This is a genomic window from Flavobacterium algoritolerans, assembly GCF_030010385.1.
GTDB lineage: Bacteria > Bacteroidota > Bacteroidia > Flavobacteriales > Flavobacteriaceae > Flavobacterium > Flavobacterium algoritolerans.
Map to the genome: position 1 here is coordinate 411,098 of NZ_JASCRZ010000002.1, position 21,714 is coordinate 432,811.

The 21,714-nt window shown below is 35.3% G+C and carries 20 protein-coding genes; 4 read left to right on the forward strand and 16 right to left on the reverse strand.

Going from position 1 to position 21,714, the window contains the following annotated elements; all coding sequences use genetic code 11:
- Positions 1–206 precede the first annotated feature (206 nt).
- On the reverse strand, positions 207–1,076 hold the full coding sequence (locus tag QLS65_RS07405) for a DUF808 domain-containing protein (RefSeq protein WP_282716315.1): 870 nt from the start codon (positions 1,074–1,076) through the stop codon (positions 207–209).
- Positions 1,077–1,278: 202 nt separating this feature from the next.
- On the opposite strand from QLS65_RS07405, the gene QLS65_RS07410 reads away from it, so the two are divergent.
- Complete coding sequence (locus QLS65_RS07410) at positions 1,279–1,746, forward strand: OsmC family protein (protein WP_282716317.1); 468 nt, start codon at positions 1,279–1,281, stop codon at positions 1,744–1,746.
- Positions 1,747–1,983: 237 nt separating this feature from the next.
- Here QLS65_RS07410 and QLS65_RS07415 read toward each other — a convergent pair whose 3' ends face one another.
- The 3 genes from QLS65_RS07415 to clpB are packed head-to-tail and all read right to left on the reverse strand — an operon-like array spanning position 1,984 to position 5,129.
- Entirely contained in the window at positions 1,984–2,268 is a 285-nt protein-coding gene (locus QLS65_RS07415; protein ID WP_282716319.1) for a type II toxin-antitoxin system RelE/ParE family toxin, read from the reverse strand.
- On the reverse strand, positions 2,252–2,491 hold the full coding sequence (locus QLS65_RS07420) for a tRNA pseudouridine synthase A (RefSeq protein ID WP_282716321.1): 240 nt from the start codon (positions 2,489–2,491) through the stop codon (positions 2,252–2,254). Before QLS65_RS07420 ends, QLS65_RS07415 begins: the two co-directional genes overlap by 17 nt.
- Positions 2,492–2,522: 31 nt before the next feature.
- The gene (gene clpB / locus QLS65_RS07425) at positions 2,523–5,129 is read right to left on the reverse strand and encodes an ATP-dependent chaperone ClpB (RefSeq protein WP_282716323.1); all 2,607 of its coding nucleotides are present in this window, start codon (positions 5,127–5,129) and stop codon (positions 2,523–2,525) included.
- A gap of 144 nt (positions 5,130–5,273) precedes the next feature.
- Here clpB and ytxJ point away from each other — a divergent pair, with 144 nt between their 5' ends.
- Positions 5,274–5,663, forward strand: coding sequence for a bacillithiol system redox-active protein YtxJ (gene ytxJ / locus QLS65_RS07430; protein ID WP_282716325.1), 390 nt, complete (start codon positions 5,274–5,276; stop codon positions 5,661–5,663).
- Positions 5,664–5,748: 85 nt separating this feature from the next.
- Here the strand turns inward: ytxJ and argH are convergent, their stop codons facing one another.
- The 12 genes from argH to fahA form a co-directional block, all read right to left on the reverse strand.
- Positions 5,749–7,029: an argininosuccinate lyase gene (gene argH, locus QLS65_RS07435; protein ID WP_282716327.1), complete on the reverse strand. Its 1,281-nt coding sequence runs from the start codon at positions 7,027–7,029 to the stop codon at positions 5,749–5,751.
- 59 nt (positions 7,030–7,088) lie between these two features.
- Positions 7,089–8,165, reverse strand: a complete 1,077-nt coding sequence (locus tag QLS65_RS07440) for a M20 family metallo-hydrolase (protein WP_282716332.1) — start codon at positions 8,163–8,165, stop codon at positions 7,089–7,091.
- Complete coding sequence (gene argB / locus QLS65_RS07445) at positions 8,162–8,947, reverse strand: acetylglutamate kinase (protein ID WP_282716339.1); 786 nt, start codon at positions 8,945–8,947, stop codon at positions 8,162–8,164. The genes QLS65_RS07440 and argB overlap by 4 nt, the downstream gene beginning before the upstream one ends.
- Positions 8,937–9,884: an N-acetylornithine carbamoyltransferase gene (locus QLS65_RS07450; RefSeq protein ID WP_282716341.1), complete on the reverse strand. Its 948-nt coding sequence runs from the start codon at positions 9,882–9,884 to the stop codon at positions 8,937–8,939. The genes argB and QLS65_RS07450 overlap by 11 nt, the downstream gene beginning before the upstream one ends.
- Before the next feature lie 69 nt (positions 9,885–9,953).
- Positions 9,954–10,715, reverse strand: coding sequence for a glutamate 5-kinase (gene proB, locus QLS65_RS07455; RefSeq protein ID WP_099715138.1), 762 nt, complete (start codon positions 10,713–10,715; stop codon positions 9,954–9,956).
- Between the two features lie 163 nt (positions 10,716–10,878).
- A complete protein-coding gene (locus QLS65_RS07460) occupies positions 10,879–12,075 on the reverse strand; it encodes a glutamate-5-semialdehyde dehydrogenase (RefSeq protein ID WP_282716345.1) in 1,197 nt (398 codons plus the stop codon).
- Between the two features lie 235 nt (positions 12,076–12,310).
- Positions 12,311–13,447, reverse strand: coding sequence for an aspartate aminotransferase family protein (locus tag QLS65_RS07465; RefSeq protein WP_282716347.1), 1,137 nt, complete (start codon positions 13,445–13,447; stop codon positions 12,311–12,313).
- Between the two features lie 101 nt (positions 13,448–13,548).
- A complete protein-coding gene (gene argC / locus QLS65_RS07470) occupies positions 13,549–14,526 on the reverse strand; it encodes an N-acetyl-gamma-glutamyl-phosphate reductase (RefSeq protein ID WP_282716349.1) in 978 nt (325 codons plus the stop codon).
- The gene (locus QLS65_RS07475; RefSeq protein ID WP_282716351.1) at positions 14,519–15,712 is read right to left on the reverse strand and encodes an argininosuccinate synthase; all 1,194 of its coding nucleotides are present in this window, start codon (positions 15,710–15,712) and stop codon (positions 14,519–14,521) included. Before QLS65_RS07475 ends, argC begins: the two co-directional genes overlap by 8 nt.
- A 4-nt stretch (positions 15,713–15,716) precedes the next feature.
- A complete protein-coding gene (locus QLS65_RS07480; RefSeq protein ID WP_099715142.1) occupies positions 15,717–16,334 on the reverse strand; it encodes a GNAT family N-acetyltransferase in 618 nt (205 codons plus the stop codon).
- Positions 16,335–16,804: 470 nt separating this feature from the next.
- Entirely contained in the window at positions 16,805–17,989 is a 1,185-nt protein-coding gene (locus tag QLS65_RS07485; RefSeq protein ID WP_282716353.1) for a hypothetical protein, read from the reverse strand.
- A gap of 155 nt (positions 17,990–18,144) precedes the next feature.
- Positions 18,145–19,428 (reverse strand): fumarylacetoacetase, encoded by a 1,284-nt coding sequence (fahA, locus tag QLS65_RS07490; RefSeq protein ID WP_282712624.1) that lies wholly within the window; start codon positions 19,426–19,428, stop codon positions 18,145–18,147.
- Positions 19,429–19,536: 108 nt separating this feature from the next.
- Here fahA and glyA point away from each other — a divergent pair, with 108 nt between their 5' ends.
- Positions 19,537–20,811, forward strand: a complete 1,275-nt coding sequence (gene glyA / locus QLS65_RS07495; RefSeq protein WP_282712625.1) for a serine hydroxymethyltransferase — start codon at positions 19,537–19,539, stop codon at positions 20,809–20,811.
- 124 nt (positions 20,812–20,935) lie between these two features.
- Positions 20,936–21,529, forward strand: a complete 594-nt coding sequence (locus QLS65_RS07500) for a MiaE family protein (protein ID WP_282712626.1) — start codon at positions 20,936–20,938, stop codon at positions 21,527–21,529.
- The last annotated feature ends 185 nt before the right edge of the window (positions 21,530–21,714 follow it).

Sequence of the window (21,714 nt, forward strand, 5' to 3'; positions counted from 1 at the left end):
GCCCCGATGGGAGCAAGTATCCTTTTTATAAATGCAACCCGATAGGGTTGCGTTTATAAAAAGATACTGCGGACAGCGGGACAACTCGTGTTGAAAAATTAGAAATGTTCTGCTCCTAAAAAAGCATAAAAAAAACACCAGCCTTTCGACTGATGTTCTCCTTGTTTTTAAATTATGTATGCGGCTAAAGTGTATTCAATTGTTGCTTACTTTTTGCCAATGATCTTTTTGAACAGGGTTACAATTCCCAAAACAATTCCCCCGAATCCAAGGCCGATTATAAATTCAATTATTATAGACGGTATTTGTGGTAGTATATCGTGTAGGAACGGAATTTCATGTACAAATATCCCACCAGCCACTAATAATAAAGCGATAGTACCAATAACGGATAGACTTTTGATGACTTTTGGCAGCGCTTGTACCAGAATATTACCTACCGTTTTTGTAAAACTTTTTTCTTTGGAACTCATTTGAATCAGTTTTAAACCTGCTTCATCCATTCTTACAATTAGAGCTACAATCCCATAAACACCTACGGTTGCTATTATTGCAATGATAGAAACTACAAGAATCTGTGATAAAATAGGTTTTCCAATAACGGTGCCCAGCGCAATAATTACGATTTCTACTGATAAAATAAAATCGGTTACGATGGCTGATTTTATTTTTTCTTTTTCAAAGGCTAAAATTTGTTCTTCGGTCATCGGTTCCAACGAAATTTCGTGTTTTGCATGTTCGTGCGGAAAGAAGTATTCGTATATTTTTTCGGCACCTTCGTAGGCTAAATAAAGTCCGCCAAGCACTAAGATTATGATAACAGCCACCGGTAAAAAAGCACTCAGCAGAAAGGCGATGGGTAAAATGATTACTTTATTAAGGAAAGAACCTTTTGCAATTGCCCATAATACGGGAAGTTCTCTTGAGGAGATAAATCCTGAGGCTTTTTCGGCATTTACGGCTAAATCATCGCCTAAAATACCAGCCGTTTTTTTGGCTGCAAATTTACTCATTACTGCAACATCATCCATAATTGCTGCGATATCATCTAATAGTGCGAAAAAACCTGATGCCATTTTGATTGTTTTAGAAACCGCGTTTATTTTGGTATTGCTTTGCCAAAATCTAATCTGCGCGTTTTGATTGTTTATTGATGCGAATCTAAAACTTTTTTTATTTACTCTATTTATAAAACGGATGAATTTTTAGTTAATATTCCCCCAAAACCTTTCTGTAGTAACGATACTGTTTTTAATTACTTTTGGAATAAAAATAATTATGGGATTTAAACATGTATTTAAAGCTAAATTAGATTGGCTTTTTTCCAAAAAGGAAGCGGCGACGTATACTAAAAGTCATAGCATAACGATTGATGGTAAGGCTGTTCTACATGTTTCGGCGGCTAAAGCTTTCAAAGGAGATCCTGCTTTGTACAATCCTGAAGACCTGTTATTGAGTAGTGTAGTTTCCTGTCACATGATGTCTTACTTATATGTTTGTAAACAAAATGATATCGATGTGGTGTCTTATACAGACGAAGCGGAGGCAACTCTGGAGGTTTCGGCTGACGGTAGCGGCCGTTTTATTGCGATTAAACTTAATCCGAAAGTTCGGATTACTAACATAGAAAAAATAGAGGAGGCACTTAGTTTGCATAAAAAAGCAAACCAACTCTGTTTTATAGCCAATTCGTGTAATTTTCCAATTCTGCGCTTTCCAACTTGTGAAATTGAAGCTATAGATTAAAGTGGTTTCGCATTTTTACTTTTTTGGGATACGGATTATAATAACAGCAATTAAATCAGCCGGTTTACTCCTAAAAAACAGTATGGCATAAAAAAACACCAGCCTTTTGACTAGTGTTTTCATAAGTTTAAATGTTCTAGATTCTTAAGAAACTAATTCACCCTGTTCCTAAAAAAAGGATGACATAAAAAAACACCAACCTTTCGATTGGTGTTTTTGATATTAAAAAAAAAGAGATTAATAATCATGTAATTTTTCTTGGTATTTTACAAAACCAAAAACTTCAATTGTTTCTTCATTTATTTTATAAACGATAGTATAACCCTTGAAAATCAAATCCCGAATAGTGTTGTCTTCAAAATAGGTTGATTTTCTAAATCTATAAGGATTTGGATGAATATTTTTTACTTCTTTTAATACATCCATATTGAATTTTCGAGCTCTACTGGGGCTATCTTTTGCAATATATATAACCTGATTTTCAAGCCGATCAATAAAGGAACTTTTAAGAAGGATTCTCATACTTTCGAATTGTTTTTTCAATTCTTATTTCTGCTTCTTCTACGGTAAAAAATGTTGCTGTGCCACTTTTTATGTCTTCAAGTTCCCGCTCTAAATAGTTTTTAGTTTCAGTAAAATCTTCATTTTCTTTAATGATTTCAACTTCATCTTTACTGAATCGATTAAGAAACCACATTAACTCATTATAGATACTATCGTTTATTTTTAACTTAATAGTTTGCATAATTTTATTTTTATCAAAGATAGTCAAATATTTACTCTACTAACTCGGTTTGATTTCTAAAAACCAGTTTTCCATCAAACGCATCAATCAAAATAATGCTGTCTGTAGTTATTTTTCCGGATAGAATTTCTTTGGATAATTCATTGAGAACGTCTCTTTGAATCACACGTTTTACAGGTCTGGCTCCAAATTGCGGATCGTATCCTTTCTCAGATAAATAGGCAATAGCTTCTGGAGTGGCGTCCATCGTGATACCTTGTTGTGCCAGCATTTTGGTTACATTTTTCAGTTGTAACCCTACAATTTGAGCTATATTTTCATTGGTTAATGGCGTGAACATTACAATTTCATCAATACGATTGATGAATTCCGGACGCACCGTTTGTTTTAACAACCCAAGAACTTCTACTTTAGCCAATTCGGTTGCGGCTTCCACGCTTCCTTTCAGGTTTTCGAATTTCTCCTGTATAATTTGGCTTCCCATATTAGAAGTCATGATAATAATCGTGTTTTTAAAATCTGCCAAACGTCCTTTGTTATCTGTCAAACGTCCTTCGTCCAAAACTTGTAGCAAGATGTTGAACGTGTCCGGATGCGCTTTCTCAATCTCATCCAATAAGATTACGGAATACGGTTTTCTACGAACGGCTTCGGTCAATTGTCCGCCTTCATCATAACCTACATATCCCGGAGGCGCACCAACCAAACGGCTTACGCTGTGGCGTTCTTGGTATTCGCTCATGTCAATACGGGTCATCGCATTTTCATCGTCAAATAGGTATTCGGCTAAGGCTTTCGCCAATTCTGTTTTTCCAACTCCGGTTGTTCCAAGGAAAAGAAACGTTCCCACTGGTTTTTTCATATCCTGTAATCCGGCACGGCTTCTGCGCACGGCATCACTTACCGCCTGAATGGCTTCTTCTTGTCCTACAACCCTGTGATGCAATTCATCTTCCAGTTTCAATAGTTTTTCTCTTTCGCCTTGAAGCATTTTCATTACTGGAATTCCCGTCCATTTTGCCACGACTTCTGCAATATCTTCACGGGTAACTTCTTCTTTAATCAAAGAAGTTCCTCCAGTTTGATCTTCGGCCAATTGTTTTTGAAACGCATCCAATCGTTCTTGGGCTTCTTTGATTTTTCCATAACGAATTTCGGCAACTTTTCCATAATCACCATCACGCTCTGCACGTTCGGCTTCGTATTTGAAATCCTCTATCTCCGTTTTTACCGCTTGAATGTTATCGACCACATCTTTCTCCGATTTCCATTTGGCGTAAATTTCGTTTCTCTCTTCTTTTAGGTTGGCCAAATCCATTCCTAAAACTTTGAGTTTACTTTCGTCTTTTTCTCTTTTAATCGCTTCAATTTCAATTTCCAATTGCATTACTTTTCTATCCAAAACATCCAATTCTTCGGGTTTTGAATTGATTTCCATACGCAGTTTTGAAGCGGCTTCGTCCATTAAATCGATTGCTTTGTCCGGAAGAAAACGGTTCGTAATATAGCGTTGCGATAATTCAACAGCCGCAATAATAGCATCGTCTTTGATTTGGACTTTATGGTGTGTTTCGTATTTCTCCTTGATTCCACGCAAAATCGAAATAGCGCTTTCGGTATCCGGTTCTTCGACCATTATTTTTTGGAAACGTCTCTCTAATGCTTTATCCTTTTCAAAATATTTTTGATATTCGTCTAATGTGGTTGCTCCAATCGCACGCAGTTCCCCACGAGCCAACGCCGGTTTCAGAATATTTGCCGCATCCATGGCACCTTCGCCACCACCAGCTCCCACAAGCGTATGGATTTCGTCTATGAATAAAACAATATCGCCTTCGGCAGAAGTCACCTCTTTTACCACGGATTTTAGTCGTTCTTCAAATTCCCCTTTGTATTTAGCACCTGCAATCAGCGCCCCCATATCAAGGGAATACACGATTTTATCTTTCAGGTTTTCAGGAACGTCTCCATCAACAATTCGGTGTGCTAATCCTTCCGCAATGGCGGTTTTTCCCACTCCGGGTTCACCAACCAACATTGGATTGTTTTTGGTTCTACGGGTCAGGATTTGTAACACACGACGAATTTCCTCATCACGTCCAATAACGGGATCGAGTTTCCCGGTACGGGCTAATTCGTTGAGGTTTTTGGCGTATTTATTTAAAGAATTATAGGTTTCCTCAGCAGATGCCGATGTCACTCGTTCTCCTTTTCTCAATTCATCGATTGCGGCTTTTAGTCCTTTTTCGGTAACGCCTTGGTCTTTTAGGATTTGGGCAACTTTACTTTTAGAACCAAATATGGCTAAAATTAAATGCTCCAAAGAAACGAATTCATCATTCATTTTTTTTGCAATAATCTCGGCTTCGTTCAGCGTTGAATTTGCAGTTCTGGAAAGCATAATTTCACCACCGGAAACTTTCGGGAAGCTTTGTATCGTGCTGTCTATTATTTGTTCCAATAAACTCACATTTACATTGAGTTTTTTAAGCAGAAAAGGAGCCACATTTTCATCTACTTCAAAAATGGCTTTGAAAATATGTTCGTTTTCTATTTGTTGTTGCCCGTAGCTTTGCGCCAATTGTTGGGATAGCTGGATGGCTTCCTGGGATTTGATTGTAAATTTATTTATGTTCATGATGTTATTTGTTTTGTGGTTATTTGACTAACTTTGCGAATCAATATTCAATTTATATTCCAATACAATATTACCGACAAATTGACAGAAATTTCATGATTTTTATTATATTTCAAAGTCAAAATGTCTTAAAATAAGACAATTATGAGTTTTTTTAAAAATATGTTCAATAGTTCAGACGACAAGGATTTAAATGAAAATAAAATCAATTGGAATGAACTAACCGATTTAGGGCAACTGAATGAAATTATTGCTATTTCGAATGAAAAACCAGTAGCAATTTTTAAACACAGTACACGATGCAGTGTAAGTAGGATGGCACTGAAACAGTTTGAAAATGAGTTTAATAGCTCAGATAAAGTTACGCCTTATTTTTTAGATTTAATAGCATATAGAGCTATTTCTAATGCCATTGCGGATCAATTTGGTGTAACGCATCAATCCCCACAATTGATTTTAATTAAAGAAGGAAAAGCCATTTATAATGTTTCGCACAGTGATATTGATGCGGAAGAATTAAGTAAAAAGGTATAAGAACCAACAGTTTAAATTTGGAATATAAAAAAATCCATCAGTCGCGGCTGATGGATTTTTTTGTAACAATTATTTTGGTCCTGAATTAATATGAATCGTCCATTTTCTTTTTTATGGCATCCAAACAAAGGTTGTTGATACTTCCTTCGTGCGTGTGTTTGGTTTCTTTTGGAGATTGAAAAGTCCCATTTTCTAATTGCTCAGCAACGGCTTTATAAGCATCTCTAAAAGGCATTCCTGCAACGACCATTTCGTTTAAGGAATCTACCGTAAACAAATAATCGTATTTTTTATCGTCTAAGATATGTTCTTTTACTTTAATGTCCTTGATAGCAAAAATTGCTATATCCAAACAGGCTTTCAGGTTTTGAATCGCTGGAAACAATCCTTCTTTCAACAATTGTAAATCTCTGTGATAGCCACTTGGAAGATTATTTGTAATTAAAGTGATTTCGTATGGTAACGCTTGAATTTTGTTGCATTTCCCACGAATCAATTCAAAAACATCCGGGTTTTTCTTGTGCGGCATAATGCTCGAACCGGTTGTAAGATGCGAAGGCAAAGTGATGAAATCAAAATTCTGACTCATGTACAAACAAACATCCATCGAGAATTTAGCCAAAGTTGCTGCCACGCTACTCATAGCAAAAGCGACTGTTTTTTCTGATTTCCCACGGCTCATTTGTGCCGCTACCGAATTGAATTTTAAAGTTTCAAAACCCAATTCCTGTGTCGTGAATGTTCTGTTGATAGGAAATGAGCTTCCGTAACCTGCAGCCGAGCCTAAGGGGTTTTGGTCCACAATTTTCAAAGCGGCATTCAACATCGTAATATCATCAATCAAAGTTTCGGCGTAAGCAGAAAACCACATTCCGAAAGAAGATGGCATTGCAATTTGAAGGTGCGTGTATCCTGGCAATAACACATTTTGGTGTTTATCTGCTGATTCCATCAGTAAATCAAAAAGGCTTTTTACTTGCTCTTTCAGTTCTTTAACGACATCTTTAAGATATAAATTAACATCTACCAGAACTTGGTCGTTGCGAGAACGGGCAGTGTGAATTTTTTTTCCGGCGTCCCCAAGTTTTACTGTTAGTAAATATTCGATTTTGGAATGCACGTCTTCAAAGCTGTCTTCGATTTCGAAATTACCGTTTTCAGCATCTTTTATTATTTCTTCCAAAGCTAAAACCAAAGAAACGGTTTCGGAGTCTGTTAAAAGCCCGATTTGTCCCAGCATTTTTGCATGTGCAATAGAACCCAAGGCGTCATATTTAGCCAGAACTAAATCCAGTTCTCTGTCGTTTCCAACGGTGAAATGTTCAATTTGCTTATCGGTTGGTATTCCTTTTTCCCAAAGTTTCATAATTAGATTTTTAGATTTTTAGACAATTAGATTTTTAGACTTCTAAGGAGTCTAAAAATCTAAGAAGTCTGAATAAAGAAGTCTGAAAGTATTTTGATATACAATTGAATTCCTTCTTCTATTTCGTTTATAAATATAAATTCGTCTGCCGAGTGTGACCGCAGGGTTTCTCCTGGTCCTAATTTCAAGGATTGACAACTCAAAACCGATTGATCCGAAAGGGTAGGCGAGCCATACGTGGTTCTTCCCAGAGCAATTCCGGCTTGTACTAATCCGTGTGCAACAGGAATTGAAGATGCGTTTAAATGCATCGAACGCGGATTGACTTCGGCAGTTAAATGCTTTCTCACGGTATCTAAAATTTCTTGATTGCTGTAACAATCATTCACTCGGATATCGACAACCAAATGACATTCCGCAGGAACTACGTTGTGTTGTTTTCCGGCTGTTACTTGCGTTACCGTCATTTTTACAGGACCTAAAACCTCCGATATTTTTTCGAATTGATAGCTGTTAAACCATTCCATAATGGGAATCGCATTGTAAATTGGATTGTCAGGATTGTTATGGGCGGCGTGACTGGCGGTACCTTTTACAATAACATCAAGCACCAACAAACCTTTTTCGGCTACGGCCAATTGCATTAAAGTTGGTTCTCCCACAATCGCACATTCCAGTTCCGGTAAATGTTTTAAAACGCTGTTTAATCCATTTTTCCCGCTGCTTTCTTCTTCGGCTGAAGCGACCATCACTATATTGTATGGCAGATTTTCATTCGAATAAAAATGTACAAAAGTGGCTAAAAGCGAAACCAGACAACCTCCCGCATCATTACTTCCCAGTCCAAATAATTTACCGTTTTTGACGATGGCTTCAAATGGATCATTGGTATAACCTTGGTTCGGCTTTACGGTATCGTGGTGAGAATTCAGTAAAAGCGTAGGTTTGGACTTATCAAAATTCTTATTGAAAGCCCAAATATTATTATTCTCTCTTTCGAAAGGGATATTATTTTGTGTAAACCAATTTTCGATTAAAAGTGCTGTTTGGTCTTCTTCACTTGAAAATGAAGGCGTTTCAATCAGTGCTTTTAATAGCGCAATGGCTTCTTGTGTAAGGATTTCTATACTCTTCATAGTGTAATTGTAGTGTACAATGCCGTTTTATCTTGTAACATCTTGTGATGACCAATTTTTATTTTTTGAACTCCTTTGGACAAACTGTTGAAACAGTTGTCTAATTTAGGAATCATGCCTGAATGTATTGCTTTTTCGGCTTTTAATCTGGAATATAATTCTTGATTTATGTTCTCAATTACGGAAGAATCGTCTTCGGCATCATATAAAACGCCCGGTTTTTCAAAGCAATAATTCAAAGTGACATCAAAAACTTCCGATAAAGCAATCGCCAATTCACTCGCAATAGTATCCGCATTCGTGTTTAATAATTGTCCTTTTGCATCGTGTGTTATGGCACAAAATACAGGAACAATACCATTAGAAAGCAACGTTTCCAATAATTGTGTGTTCACTTTTTTTACATCGCCTACAAAACCATAATTGATGGTTGGGTGGTTTCTTTTGTCCGATTGAATTAAATTCCCATCAGCCCCAGAAAAACCCATTGCATTGGTTGAATTTGCTTGCAATTGAGCCACAATATTTTTGTTGATTTGACCTGCATAAATCATCACAACTACATCAAGCATAGCGGCATCGGTGATGCGTCTTCCATCAATCATTTGAGGTGCTAAACCTATGCTTTCGGCCATTTTGGTAGCTGATTTTCCACCACCATGAACGAGCACTTTATACCCTCCAATCTTCGAAAAATCAGATAAAAATTGTGATAATTCCGTTGGATTGTCAATTATGTTTCCACCAATTTTTATTAGCGTTACCGGTTTTTTATTTTCCATTTTCCAATATTTTTTGCAACACTAATTGTGCAGCATACGTTCTATTGTTGGCTTGTTCGATAACAATAGAATTTTCGCTGTCGATCACTTCATCAGTAACAATTACATTACGTCTTACCGGCAAACAGTGCATGAATTTAGCATTGTTGGTCAGTTTCATTTTATCGGCAGTTACAGTCCAATTTGGGTCAGAATTTGTAATCTGACCATACTCGTTATAATTGCTCCAGTTTTTGGCATAGATAAAATCGGCATTTTCAAAAGCTTTGTCTTGGTCGTATTCAATCTTGGAATCTTTCGTGATTTCAGGATTCAATTCGTAGCCTTTGGGGTGTGTAATTACAAAGTCTGCATCTTGTAACTGCATCATTTGCACGAAAGAATTGGCAACTGCTTGAGGTAACGCTTTAGGGTGTGGCGCCCAAGTCAAAACTACTTTTGGCTTGTGTTCTGTTTTGTATTCCGCCATAGTTATCGCATCTGCGAGCGATTGTAACGGATGCCCCGTAGCGCTTTCCATATTGACAACAGGTACAGTGGCATATTTTAGGAAACCGGAAAGTACGATTTCGGCATTGTCTTTTTCTTTGTCTGTCAATCCGGCAAAAGCTCTGATAGCAACAATATCGCAATATTGAGAAACTACCGCAGCAGCTTCTTTAATGTGTTCCGAAGCACCAGAGTTCATGATGGCTCCATCTTCAAATTCTAATGTCCAACCTTCACTGGTAAAATTCATTACCATGACGTTCATTCCCAAATTCAAAGCGGCTTTTTGTGTACTTAAACGCGTTCTTAAACTGGAATTAAAAAACAACATTCCTAAGGTTTTGTTTTTACCTAGTTTTTTGTTTTTAAGAGGTTTTTTCTTGATTTTTAATGCTTGTTTCACCCATTTATCGAGCGAATCTATGTTTTGTATGGAGATGTAGTTCATTGTCTTATTTGTTTAATCGGTTATTTGTTTAATTGATTAACCGAATTAACGATTAACCGTATCAACATTTTATAGAATTTTAGTAAAAGGTATTTCGTTTTTTAAAGCTTTCAAAATAAAATTGTCTTCCAATCCATTGACAATCCAGGTTTCGATAGTGGCGTCTTTGGCAATTGCCGAAGCTTCTATTTTAGATTGCATTCCGCCGGTTCCGTGCGAGGATTTAGAATCGCCAATCTCTTTTTCTAATACTTTCAAATCGGTTACCAAAGAAATGGTTTCGGGAACAGCATCATTAATGGATGCTTTGGTGTAAATCCCGTTCGTATTGGTGGCGATAATCAGAATGTCAACATTTAATAGAACGGCCGTTAAAGCGGCTAATTTATCATTATCGCCAAACCGAATCTCATCCGTAGCCACCGTATCATTTTCATTGATAATCGGAATGTAATTATTTTTGACCAACACATTGATGGTGTTCACGATATTTACTTTGGATTGTTCTTTTTCGAAATCAGAATACGAAAGTAAACACTGCGAAATCAGTAATCCTAAATCGCTGAAGTTTTCATGATAAATCCTCATTAAATGGGGCTGACCAATAGAAGCCAATGCTTGTTTCACAAAAACATCTTTGTCTTGATTTTCCAGTTTTACAAATTGTTTGGCTGCGGCAATCGCACCTGAACTTACAATGATGAACTCATAATCGTCTTGTAAAGCGGCTATTTGCATCCCAATATCTTCAATCTTTCCTCTCGAAATGTGATTGGTTTCTTTGGTTAACGTATTGCTGCCTAACTTTAATAAAATTCTTTTTTTTGCCATTTTTTTAACCGCAAAGTGCGCAAAGTTAATTTTCAAACGTAACAGTGTTAAACGCTAAGTTCGCAAAGTGTTGTGTTAATATTCTGAATTCTTCTTTTTTCAATCTTCAATCAAAAATCGTTAATCTTCAATCAAAAATCGTTAATCTTCAATCAAAAATCCTTTACCTGATTTGTCCATTTCCGTAAATATACCACTTATTAGTAACTAAATGTTGCAGCCCAATTGGCCCACGTTGGTGTAATTTGTCTGTGCTTATCGCCAATTCTCCTCCTAAACCAAATTGTCCTCCATCAGTGAATCGGGTAGAGGCGTTTTGATAAACGGCTGCCGTATCCACGTTTTCCATGAATTCCTGAGCAATTGCATCATTCTTTGTGATTATCGTAGCTGAATGTCCACCACAATATTTATTTATTTTGTCAATCGCTTCTTGATCCGAATTTGTTATTCCAATAACAATTTTGTAATCTAAAAACTCTTCGTACCAAATTAAATCCGATTCGATCTGAGGAATGTTTGTAACTCTGGAAATACTTTCATCTCCTAAAATGGTTACATTTCTTTGTTGTAATTCCTGAACTATACTGGTAGCAAAAGCTTCCCAATTTTCAATATTAGTATCAATTAAAACTTTATCTAAAGCATTGCAAACTGATATGTTTGAGGTTTTTCCGTTAATAATAATGTCAAGCGCTTTTTTTAAATCGGCTTCCTTATTTATATATACAAAATTATTTCCACGGCCACTTATAATCACTGGGCAAGTGGCGTGTTTTTTTACAAAAGCAATCAATTTCTCACCACCACGAGGAACGATTAAGTCCACTTTTTGTGTTGGTTTTTCTAAAAATGCCTGTGTTTCTTCCCGATTGTAATTCAAGTATTCCACCCATTCTGTAGCAACATTGTTTGCTGTTAAGGCTTGGTGCCACAATTCCACAATTTTTAAGTTGGATAGTAAAGATTCTTTTCCGCCTTTCAATAGAATTTTATTTCCGGATTTAAAAGCGATTCCACCAGCTTCAACAGTAACATCAGGTCTGGATTCATAAATAATCATTATAGTTCCAAAAGCCGCTGTTTTATTGATGATTTTCATTCCGTTTTCATGGTCGAAATTAAAACGCTCCACGCCAATAGGATCTTCTTGACTTGCTAATTGTTGCATGGATAAAATCATGCCGTCAATTTTGGCATCATCAACCAATAAACGTTTTTCCATGGCCAAATCATCCCCAGAATAATTATTTAAATCTTGTTGATTTATAGTCTTAAGATTGGCTCTTTCTTGTTCAAGAAGTTCGGCCATACGGCTTAAAACTGAATTTCGTTTTTCTATTGGTAATAAAGTGTTCATTTTTCTTTTACGATTTTAATAAAAAATATTATTCCTGTGAGAATCAATGCAAGACCTAAATAAAAGCAAATTGTACTAATGGGGTGTCCTAGTTTAGTTGTAAAACCAAAACCACCCATGAGCCATCCAATTATTATTGTTAATAAAGAAAGTAACAATTTAATATTATTTTTCATTTTGTACTTATTGTAAAATTAATTTGCACGCTCCTCAAAGTCTGATTTTGCTGAGCATATTATTTCAATTCAGCCAATGTTTCTTTTAAAGCTATAATAAAGGTATCGATTGCTTCCTTATTGATTGTCAATGGTGGAAGAATTCTTAATAAGTTTTTATTATTTGCATTTCCGGTAAAAATATGTTTGTCAATAATCATTTTTTTACGAAGTGTACTTACGTCAAAATCAAATTCTACACCTAGCATTAATCCTCTTCCTTTTACTTGGATCACTTCAGGAACTTGTTTGATTGCTTCTAAAAAATAGGCATAAACGTCATTTACGTTATCCATTAATTTTTGGCTTTCAATCACATCCAAAACTGCTATTCCAGCAGCACAAGCCAAATGGTTTCCTCCAAAAGTAGTTCCCAATAATCCATAACTCGCTGTGAATTTTGGAGAAATCAAGATTCCGCCAATAGGAAATCCGTTACCCATTCCTTTCGCCAGACAAATAATATCTGCTTTGATGTTATGGTGTTGGTGTGCAAAAAACTTTCCGCTTCTTCCGTATCCTGATTGCACTTCATCCAAAATCAAAACGACATCGTAAGCCTCACATAGTTTTTCTAATGCCTGAAAAAATTCAGTTGTTCCTTGGTCTAAACCGCCAACTCCTTGAATTCCTTCGATAATAACAGAAGAAACATCTCCTTTTTTTAGTTCGTTTTCTACCAACTCGATATTATTCAATGGTAAAAAAGTAACGATTTGTTGTGCATTGATTGGCGCAACAATTTTTTTGTTATCAGTAACCGCAACTGCCGCCGAAGTTCTTCCGTGAAAGGAATTATCAAAAGCAATTACACGCGATTTATTGTTGTGAAAAGAGGCTAATTTCAAAGCATTTTCATTGGCTTCAGCTCCAGAACTGCACAAGAATAAAGTATAGTCTTCCAATCCGGAAAGTTTCCCTAATTTTTCTGCCAGTTCTACTTGCAATGGATTCTGAATCGCATTGGAATAAAAACCAATATTATCCAATTGATTTTTTAGTTTGGCAACATAATCCGGTTGAGTGTGTCCAATGGAAATTACTCCATGACCACCGTATAAATCTAAATATTCCACTCCTTTTTCATCTGTAATAGTACAATCCAGTGCTTTTACAGGAGTGATGTTGTATAATGGGTAAACGTCAAATAAGTTCATTTTCTTTTTTGTTTAAAGTTTAAAGTTTCAGGTTTAAAGTTGTAGAAGTAAATAATTGTATCGCTCCTAACTTTAAACCTTAAACTTTAAACAAATTTTTTCTAAAACCCGCTTGGTTTCAAATACAATCCTGTGGTTTCATCCAATCCAAACATTAAATTCATGTTTTGTATGGCTTGTCCTGAGGCTCCTTTTGTTAAATTATCAATTACTGAAGTAATCAATAGCCGGTTTCCTTTTTTCATTAAACTGATGATGCATTTATTCGTTTGAACCACTTGTTTCATGTTGATTCCGGTTGTCGTAACCGTTACGAAAGGCTGGTCTTTGTAAAAAGCCTCATATTTAGCTACTACATCTTCCAGATTTTCTTCGACTGTTGTATATAATGTTGCGAAAATTCCTCTAGCAAAATCACCTCTGTTAGGTACAAAAATCAATTCGTTTGTATAATCCGCTTGTAATTGGTTGACACTTTGGTTTATTTCGCCCAAATGTTGGTGTTCAAAAGCTTTGTAATGCGACATATTGTTCAATCTCCAACTAAAATGCGTCGTTTCCGAAGGCGTAACTCCGGCTCCCGTACTTCCCGTTGTGGCATTGATATGAACGTCAGTCGTAAGCATTTCGTTTTTGGCCAATGGCAATAATGCTAATTGAATCGCTGTCGCAAAACAACCAGGATTAGCGATAAATTGTGCGTTTTTGATAACCGCTTTATTCAATTCAGGCAAGCCGTAAACGAAAGTTTTATTGTCAAACTCTTTGTCTTTTGTCAATCTGAAATCATTTCCTAAATCGATAATTTTGGTATGACTCGCAAATTGATTTTGCTCTAAAAATGATTTTGATTTACCATGACCTAAACACAAGAAGACAACATTCACATTTGGATTTACAGTATCGGTAAAATTCATTTCGATATCGCCCATCAAATCATGATGTGCAACCGAAAGTGGTTTTCCAGCGTTTGTCGTACTGTAAACAAAATCAAGTGTAGCATTGGGATGAAACATCAATATTCTGATGAGTTCCCCCGCAGTGTAACCCGAACCGCCAATTATTCCAATATTAATCATGTGTCAGTTTGTTTACAGATGAAAATATGTTTTGGGCATTTCCAAGAATTTTGATAAATCCTTTGGCATCGTCAGATGTCCAAGCGTTGTTCATTTCTCCATATTGTCCAAAACCGGTATTCATTAAATCATTTTCAGATTCTATTCCGTCCAATGTAAAGTGATATGGTTTTAGAGAAACGATAACGGTTCCATTTACAGTTGTTTGAGTGTCTTCTAGGAAAGCCTCGATGTTTCTCATTACAGGGTCTAAGAATTGTCCTTCATGAAACAACATTCCGTACCAGTTCCCCAGTTGTTCTTTCCAGTATTGTTGCCATTTACCCAGCGTGTGTTTCTCTAATAAATGGTGCGCTTTGATGATGATTAAAGGTGCGGCGGCTTCAAAACCAACTCTTCCTTTAATTCCTATTATAGTGTCACCAACATGAATATCTCTACCAATTGCATACGCGCTGGCTAATTTTTCAAGTGCAACGATATTTTTTGTTGGTGTGTCCAAAGTACCGTTGATGCCTACTAATTGTCCTTTTTCAAATTGTAGTGTTACTTTCTCTTCACCCGTTTTTTGCAATTGAGAAGGGTACGCTTCACTTGGTAAAGTTTGATTTGATGTCAATGTTTCTTTACCGCCTACGCTTGTTCCCCACAATCCTTTATTAATGGAATATTGTGCTTTTTCCCAAGAATAATGAACTCCGTTTATAGATAAATAATCCACTTCTTCCTGTCTTGATAACTTTAAATCTCTGATAGGTGTAATGATTTCAATTTCGGGAGCAATGGTTTGAAAAATTAAATCAAAACGAATTTGGTCATTTCCTGCGCCGGTACTTCCGTGGGCGATTGCTTCAGCACCAACAGATTTTGCATATTTAATCGCTTCGATAGCTTGAAAAACACGTTCTGCACTTACAGATAATGGATACGTATTGTTTTTTAATACATTTCCGTAAATCAAATATTTAATGGCTTTATCATAATATTTATCTACAATGGTAAGATTTGCATGTTGCGCACTTCCTAATTCGTAGGCTCTTTCTTCAATAGCGGCTAGTTCAGCTTCGTCAAATCCTCCTGTATTTATAAGAACGGTATGAACTTCATATCCTTTTTCGTTTTTTAAATATTTCAGGCAATATGAGGTATCTAATCCTCCACTATAAGCTAATACAACTTTTTTCATGATATTATTTTTTTAAGAACAAGGCTTCTTTAATTGATTTTAATCTGTTTAATACTCTGACATTAAATGGGTGTTTAGGCGGATCTTTAGGCTTTTCTTTTGGGTCATAAAGCATTCCGGTACACAAACACATTTTATTGTCTTTGCTTTTTAGGATTTCATAATTGGTGCACGTTTGGCACCCTTTCCAAAAACTTGGATCGCTGGTCAATTCTGAAAAAGGAACAGGTTTGTACCCCAAATCGGAATTTATTTTCATTACCGCTAAACCAGTAGTGATTCCAAAAACCTTAGCGTCTGGATATTTCTCTAATGAATAGTCAAAAACAAATGATTTGATTTTTTTTGCTAAACCTAAATTTCTGTAATCAGGATGTACAATCAATCCGGAATGTGCTACAAATTTTCCGTGTTGCCAACTTTCGATATAGCAAAAACCAGCAAATTTTCCATTATCTAATGCGATAACGGCATCTTTACTTTCCATCTTTTTTTGGATGTATTCAGGAGTTCTTTTTGCAATCCCAGTACCTCTCAATAAGGCGGACGATTCAATAGTATCGCATATTTCTTGCGAATACTTATAATGTTCTTCCTGAGTTACAATGATAGAAATTTTCATTTCAAGCGATTATTTTGAGTTAAAAAACGATTCGTGTATTTGTTTTTGAAATGCATTTTCGCCAAATTCAAATATAATACTAAAACAGTCGATTGTTGTGCAATAAATTGAACTACAATACGATAGTGATAAATAAGTATTAATTTTTGGATATATTAATCCAATGGAAAATAGCGGTAATTTCAAAACGGAAAAAATGAAAAATGAATAAAGATACGAAACAGCTTTTGGGTACTATAGGGATAGTATCCGTACTTCGGGAGAAGTAGTAGGTCTGTTTGTCCGTGACAAAGAAGTTATATGTAAACTTGTTTTATTCATTGGTGCAAAAGTACACATATTTTTAAAACACAACACTAATTTTGTGTTTTGTAACAAAATTTTAATGTATTGTTGATTTTTTAAATTGAAAAACCCCTTGATAGGCTTAATTATCAAGGAGTTTTATGTAATAGTATTAATTTAAAATATTAGTTTCTAAACCTGTTTCTGCTGATTACATCTTTTATTTTGGCTTTTAAATCTTCTCCGGTATCATAAACCATTTGTTCATTGCTAGGAAAAGCTACCGCTCTTTTGTCAAAATAAGAGTAATAATTATCGTCAGAAGCGCGTCGATCTCCTTTATATGTTGCATAAATATTTTCGAAAATAAACTCACTGGCTATTGGGAAAGATTGTAAAAATTGATTGCTTTTAAAGTTGATGTAATCTACTTTGGCAGTAATTTGACAGGATTTAAACTGTCTGAATTCATAAATGCGTACAGTTGCATTTCTCATATTATCCACCATCACGACTTTGCCTTTTTCGTCCAAAACTTCTTTTCCGTTGGCGTCAATCAGTTTTTTTACACCATCTTTTATAATGCGGTCTTTTACAAACTCTCTTTCTTTTATTTGCTCAGGCGAAATATAAATATGTCTAAAGTTAATTACCATTCCGTAATCATAATCAATTCCTTTTTGTTTGTTGCTGTGGTAGACAGTCCATTTGTCGTTCAATCCATAGGTGCTAAAGTCCAATAAGTCATTTTGAAGACGAACCGGGATAATCATATTCGTTTCGTTTTTGGTGTAAACCGAAACATAATCAGAACCTTTAAATTTAGCTTCATCCATGAGTTGTAAAACGTTTTTATAATTTGGAGTTATTTGGTTTAAATATTCCATATCATCATAGGCTTTTCGGTAATTCATTTTGTCTGAAGTTCCCATTAATTTTTTTGCATTAGCATACAAATACGCTGATAAGGCATTTTTGCTGTCAATGATTTGGTCGTTATAATTATCAAATGGAAAAATTGCATTTCGTCCTTCTTTAAGTAGTTTCAAAGGAAGTAACGGTTTGATTTTTTCCTGACGGGAATTCAATTGTAAATACGTGTTGTACATTTTTTCCAATTGAGCAGGATTAGCATCTTTTGCTAATAAATTAATGGCATTCAAATCACGTTCTTTTGCTTTGGCGAAAGCCTCTTCCAGCAAGTAAACATAATCTTGTTTGCCTTTTTTATCTTTATTGGTTCGCAAATTTGAAACGGCATTATCAATTGCTTGATCGTAATTTCCAGAGCTTAATAAATTTTGGGTTTGTTTCACGCCACATGAGGAAACAAGGAGAAACAGGGATAATAAAAGAGTAATTTTTTTCATAAGCTTACAGTTAAGTAAATGATTTTTCGAAATTGTTTCTACTGTTTTTAAGCAGTTTTACGGGTTTTGAATTTTAAAATCCAAAAATAATGCCATAAAAAAACCTAACAAAAATAGAATAAATGTTAGGTTTTAAAAAGTGTATTTCTAATTTTTTATTGTCTCACAAAAGGAGGCAGTAATTTGCTGGAAACTTCACCAAAACCAATTCGGACCTGACCATTTTGGCAAAAACCTTTCATGATTACGGTGTCATTGTCATTGATAAATTTACGCTCTGTTCCGTCGCCCATTTTTATTGGATTTTTTCCGCCCCAAGTTAATTCTAACATGGAACCAAAGCTATCTTCAGTAGGGCCGGAAATAGTTCCTGATCCCATCATATCACCAGAATTCACACGACATCCATTTGAGGTGTGATGTGCTAATTGTTGGCACATTGACCAGTATAAATATTTAAAATTAGAGTGCGAAACAACAGTTGGTTTTGCATTTTCAGGCTGAATTGCCACTTCTAAATTGATATCAAATGAATGTTTTCCTTTTTGTTGCAAATAGGGAAGTGGAGTAGGTTCTTGTTTTGGTCCTTTGGTTCTAAAAGGTTCCAAAGCATCCATAGTAACTATCCAAGGCGAAATTGAAGTTGCAAAGTTTTTTGCCAAGAATGGTCCTAATGGTACATATTCCCATTTTTGAATGTCGCGGGCACTCCAGTCATTCAATAAAACCATTCCGAAAATATAATCTTCAGCTTCAGTTACAGCAATGTTTTCTCCCATTATATTTACATCCGTAGTAATAAAAGCAGTTTCCAATTCAAAATCTACCGAGCGAGAGGGTCCAAAAACGGGTGTGGTTTCGCCATTTGGCAACGTTTGTCCCATTGGTCTGTGTACTGGAATTCCTGATGGAACGATAGTAGAACTTCTACCATGATATCCTACAGGGATATGAAGCCAGTTTGGTAACAATGCATTTTCAGGGTCACGGAACATTTTTCCTACATTAGTTGCGTGCTCTTTACTGGAATAGAAGTCAGTGTAATCACCAATGAGTACCGGTAATTGCATTTCAACATCTTCCATTTTGAAAATTATAATATCTCTGTCTTTAATATTATCTTGTAGTTTCGAATTTGTCACATCAAAAAGTTCAGCAATTCGGTTTCGAACCAAACGCCATGTTTTTTGACCGTCAGAAATAAAATCATTCAAAGTATCCTGCATGAACATGTCATCGGTCAGTTCAATGCCTTCAAAATAATTTAATTGTTGTAAAGCTCCCAAATCGATTGCAAAATCACCAATTCTTGTTCCTACGGTTACAATGTTTTCTTTGGTAAGAAAAACTCCAAAAGGAATATTTTGAATAGGGAAATCACTGTTGACAGGTACTTCAAGCCATGATTTTCTATTGGTATCGTTAGCTGTTATTGGCATATTTTGTTAATTATTTTGTTAAAAAATTACTCATCAAATATATTATAATCTAACTATTAACCAAACGTTTTTTTGTATTTTTGCATCAAATTAACGAAAATCAAAAAAATGCAACGCGACGAACAAATTTTTGACCTTATTCTAGAAGAACAAGAAAGACAAATTCACGGATTAGAACTTATTGCATCGGAAAACTTCGTAAGTGACGAAGTAATGGAAGCAGCTGGTTCTGTTTTAACTAACAAATATGCTGAAGGATATCCTGGCAAAAGATACTACGGCGGTTGTGAAGTAGTTGATGTTGTTGAACAAATTGCTATTGACAGAGCCAAAGAATTATTTGGAGCTGAATATGCAAATGTACAGCCACACTCCGGTTCACAAGCTAATACAGCGGTTTACCACGCATGTATCAAACCAGGAGATAAAATTTTAGGTTTTGATTTGTCTCATGGAGGACATTTAACGCATGGTTCACCGGTTAATTTTTCAGGACGTTTATACACGCCTTCTTTTTATGGTGTAGATAAGGAAACAGGAAGATTAAATTATGATAAAATTCAAGAAATAGCGACTAGAGAACAACCAAAATTAATTATCGCAGGAGCTTCGGCTTATTCTCGTGATATGGATTTTGAGCGTTTCAGAGTAATTGCTGACAGTGTTGGCGCTATTTTATTAGCTGATATTTCTCATCCTGCCGGACTTATTGCAAAAGGATTGATGAATGATCCTTTGCCTCATTGCCATATTGTAACTACTACAACACACAAAACGTTACGTGGTCCTCGTGGTGGTTTGATTATGATGGGTAAAGATTTCGAAAATCCATTTGGTTTAACTACTCCAAAAGGAGAAATCAGAATGATGTCTTCTTTATTAGACTTGGCTGTTTTCCCTGGAAATCAAGGAGGTCCTTTAATGCACATTATTGCTGCAAAAGCAGTAGCTTTTGGTGAAGCTTTGAAAGATGAATTTTTTACATATGCTTTACAATTACAAAAAAATGCTAACGCTATGGCGGATGCTTTTGTAAAAAGAGGATATGAAATCATTTCTGGCGGAACAGATAATCACATGATGTTGATTGATTTAAGAAACAAGAATATTTCTGGAAAAGATGCTGAAAATGCATTGGTAAAAGCAGAAATTACCGTAAATAAAAACATGGTTCCATTTGATGATAAATCACCATTTGTAACTTCAGGTATTCGTGTAGGAACTGCTGCTATTACCACTCGTGGTCTAGTTGAAGAAGATATGGAAACTATTGTTGCTCTAATTGACAGAGTATTGGTAGACCACACTAACGAAGATGTTATCGAAGCGGTAGCTAATGAAGTAAACGAAATGATGAGCGAAAGAGCTATTTTCGTATACTAAAAAGTTCAAAAAAGTTTAAAGTTTAAGGTTTAAGGTTTTGTGTTTACGGAAAGTGATCGCAATTTTTTAAACTTTAAACTTTTTTTATTTTAATGTAACTTTAAACTTTAAACAAATTGTATAAATGTCTGTACTAAGATTAAAATTGCCAACGGATCCAAGATGGGTCAATATTGTAGAAAAAAACATTGAGGAAATCTTGACAGATCACGCTTGGTGTGAACAAAAAGCAGCTACAAATGCCATTACCATTATCACAAACAATTCAGAACATCAAGATTTAGTGAAGGATTTATTGGCTTTGGCCAAAGAAGAAATCGATCATTTTGAGCAAGTTCACAATATTATTATTAAGCGTGGCTTGAAATTGGGGCGTGAACGCAAAGATGAATATGTAAACGAATTGTATTTGTACATGAAAAAAAGCAGTGATGGAAGTAGAGTTTCCAGCTTAGTGGAACGGTTATTGTTTTCAGCAATGATAGAGGCCAGAAGTTGTGAGCGTTTCAAAGTACTTTCGGAAAACATTCAAGATGAAGAGTTGTCAGTTTTTTACAGGGATTTGATGGAGAGTGAAGCAGGACATTATACTACTTTTATTACTTATGCAAGAAAATACGGAGTAGGAATTAACGTTGAAAAGCGTTGGAGAGAATGGTTAGAATTTGAAGAAAATATTATAACAAATTACGGTAAAAATGAAACAATTCATGGGTAGTTTTTTATTATAGCCGATTTTAGTTCTAATTTTTAGTAAATAATGAACGATTTAAGAACCTTAATAATCAGTTATTTATATTTATTGCGTTTAAAAGAAGACAATGTTTTGTATTCAAAATAAATTATTTGTTACCAGATTAATATTTTTTGATTTACATTTATGATTTAATTTTAACCTTAACA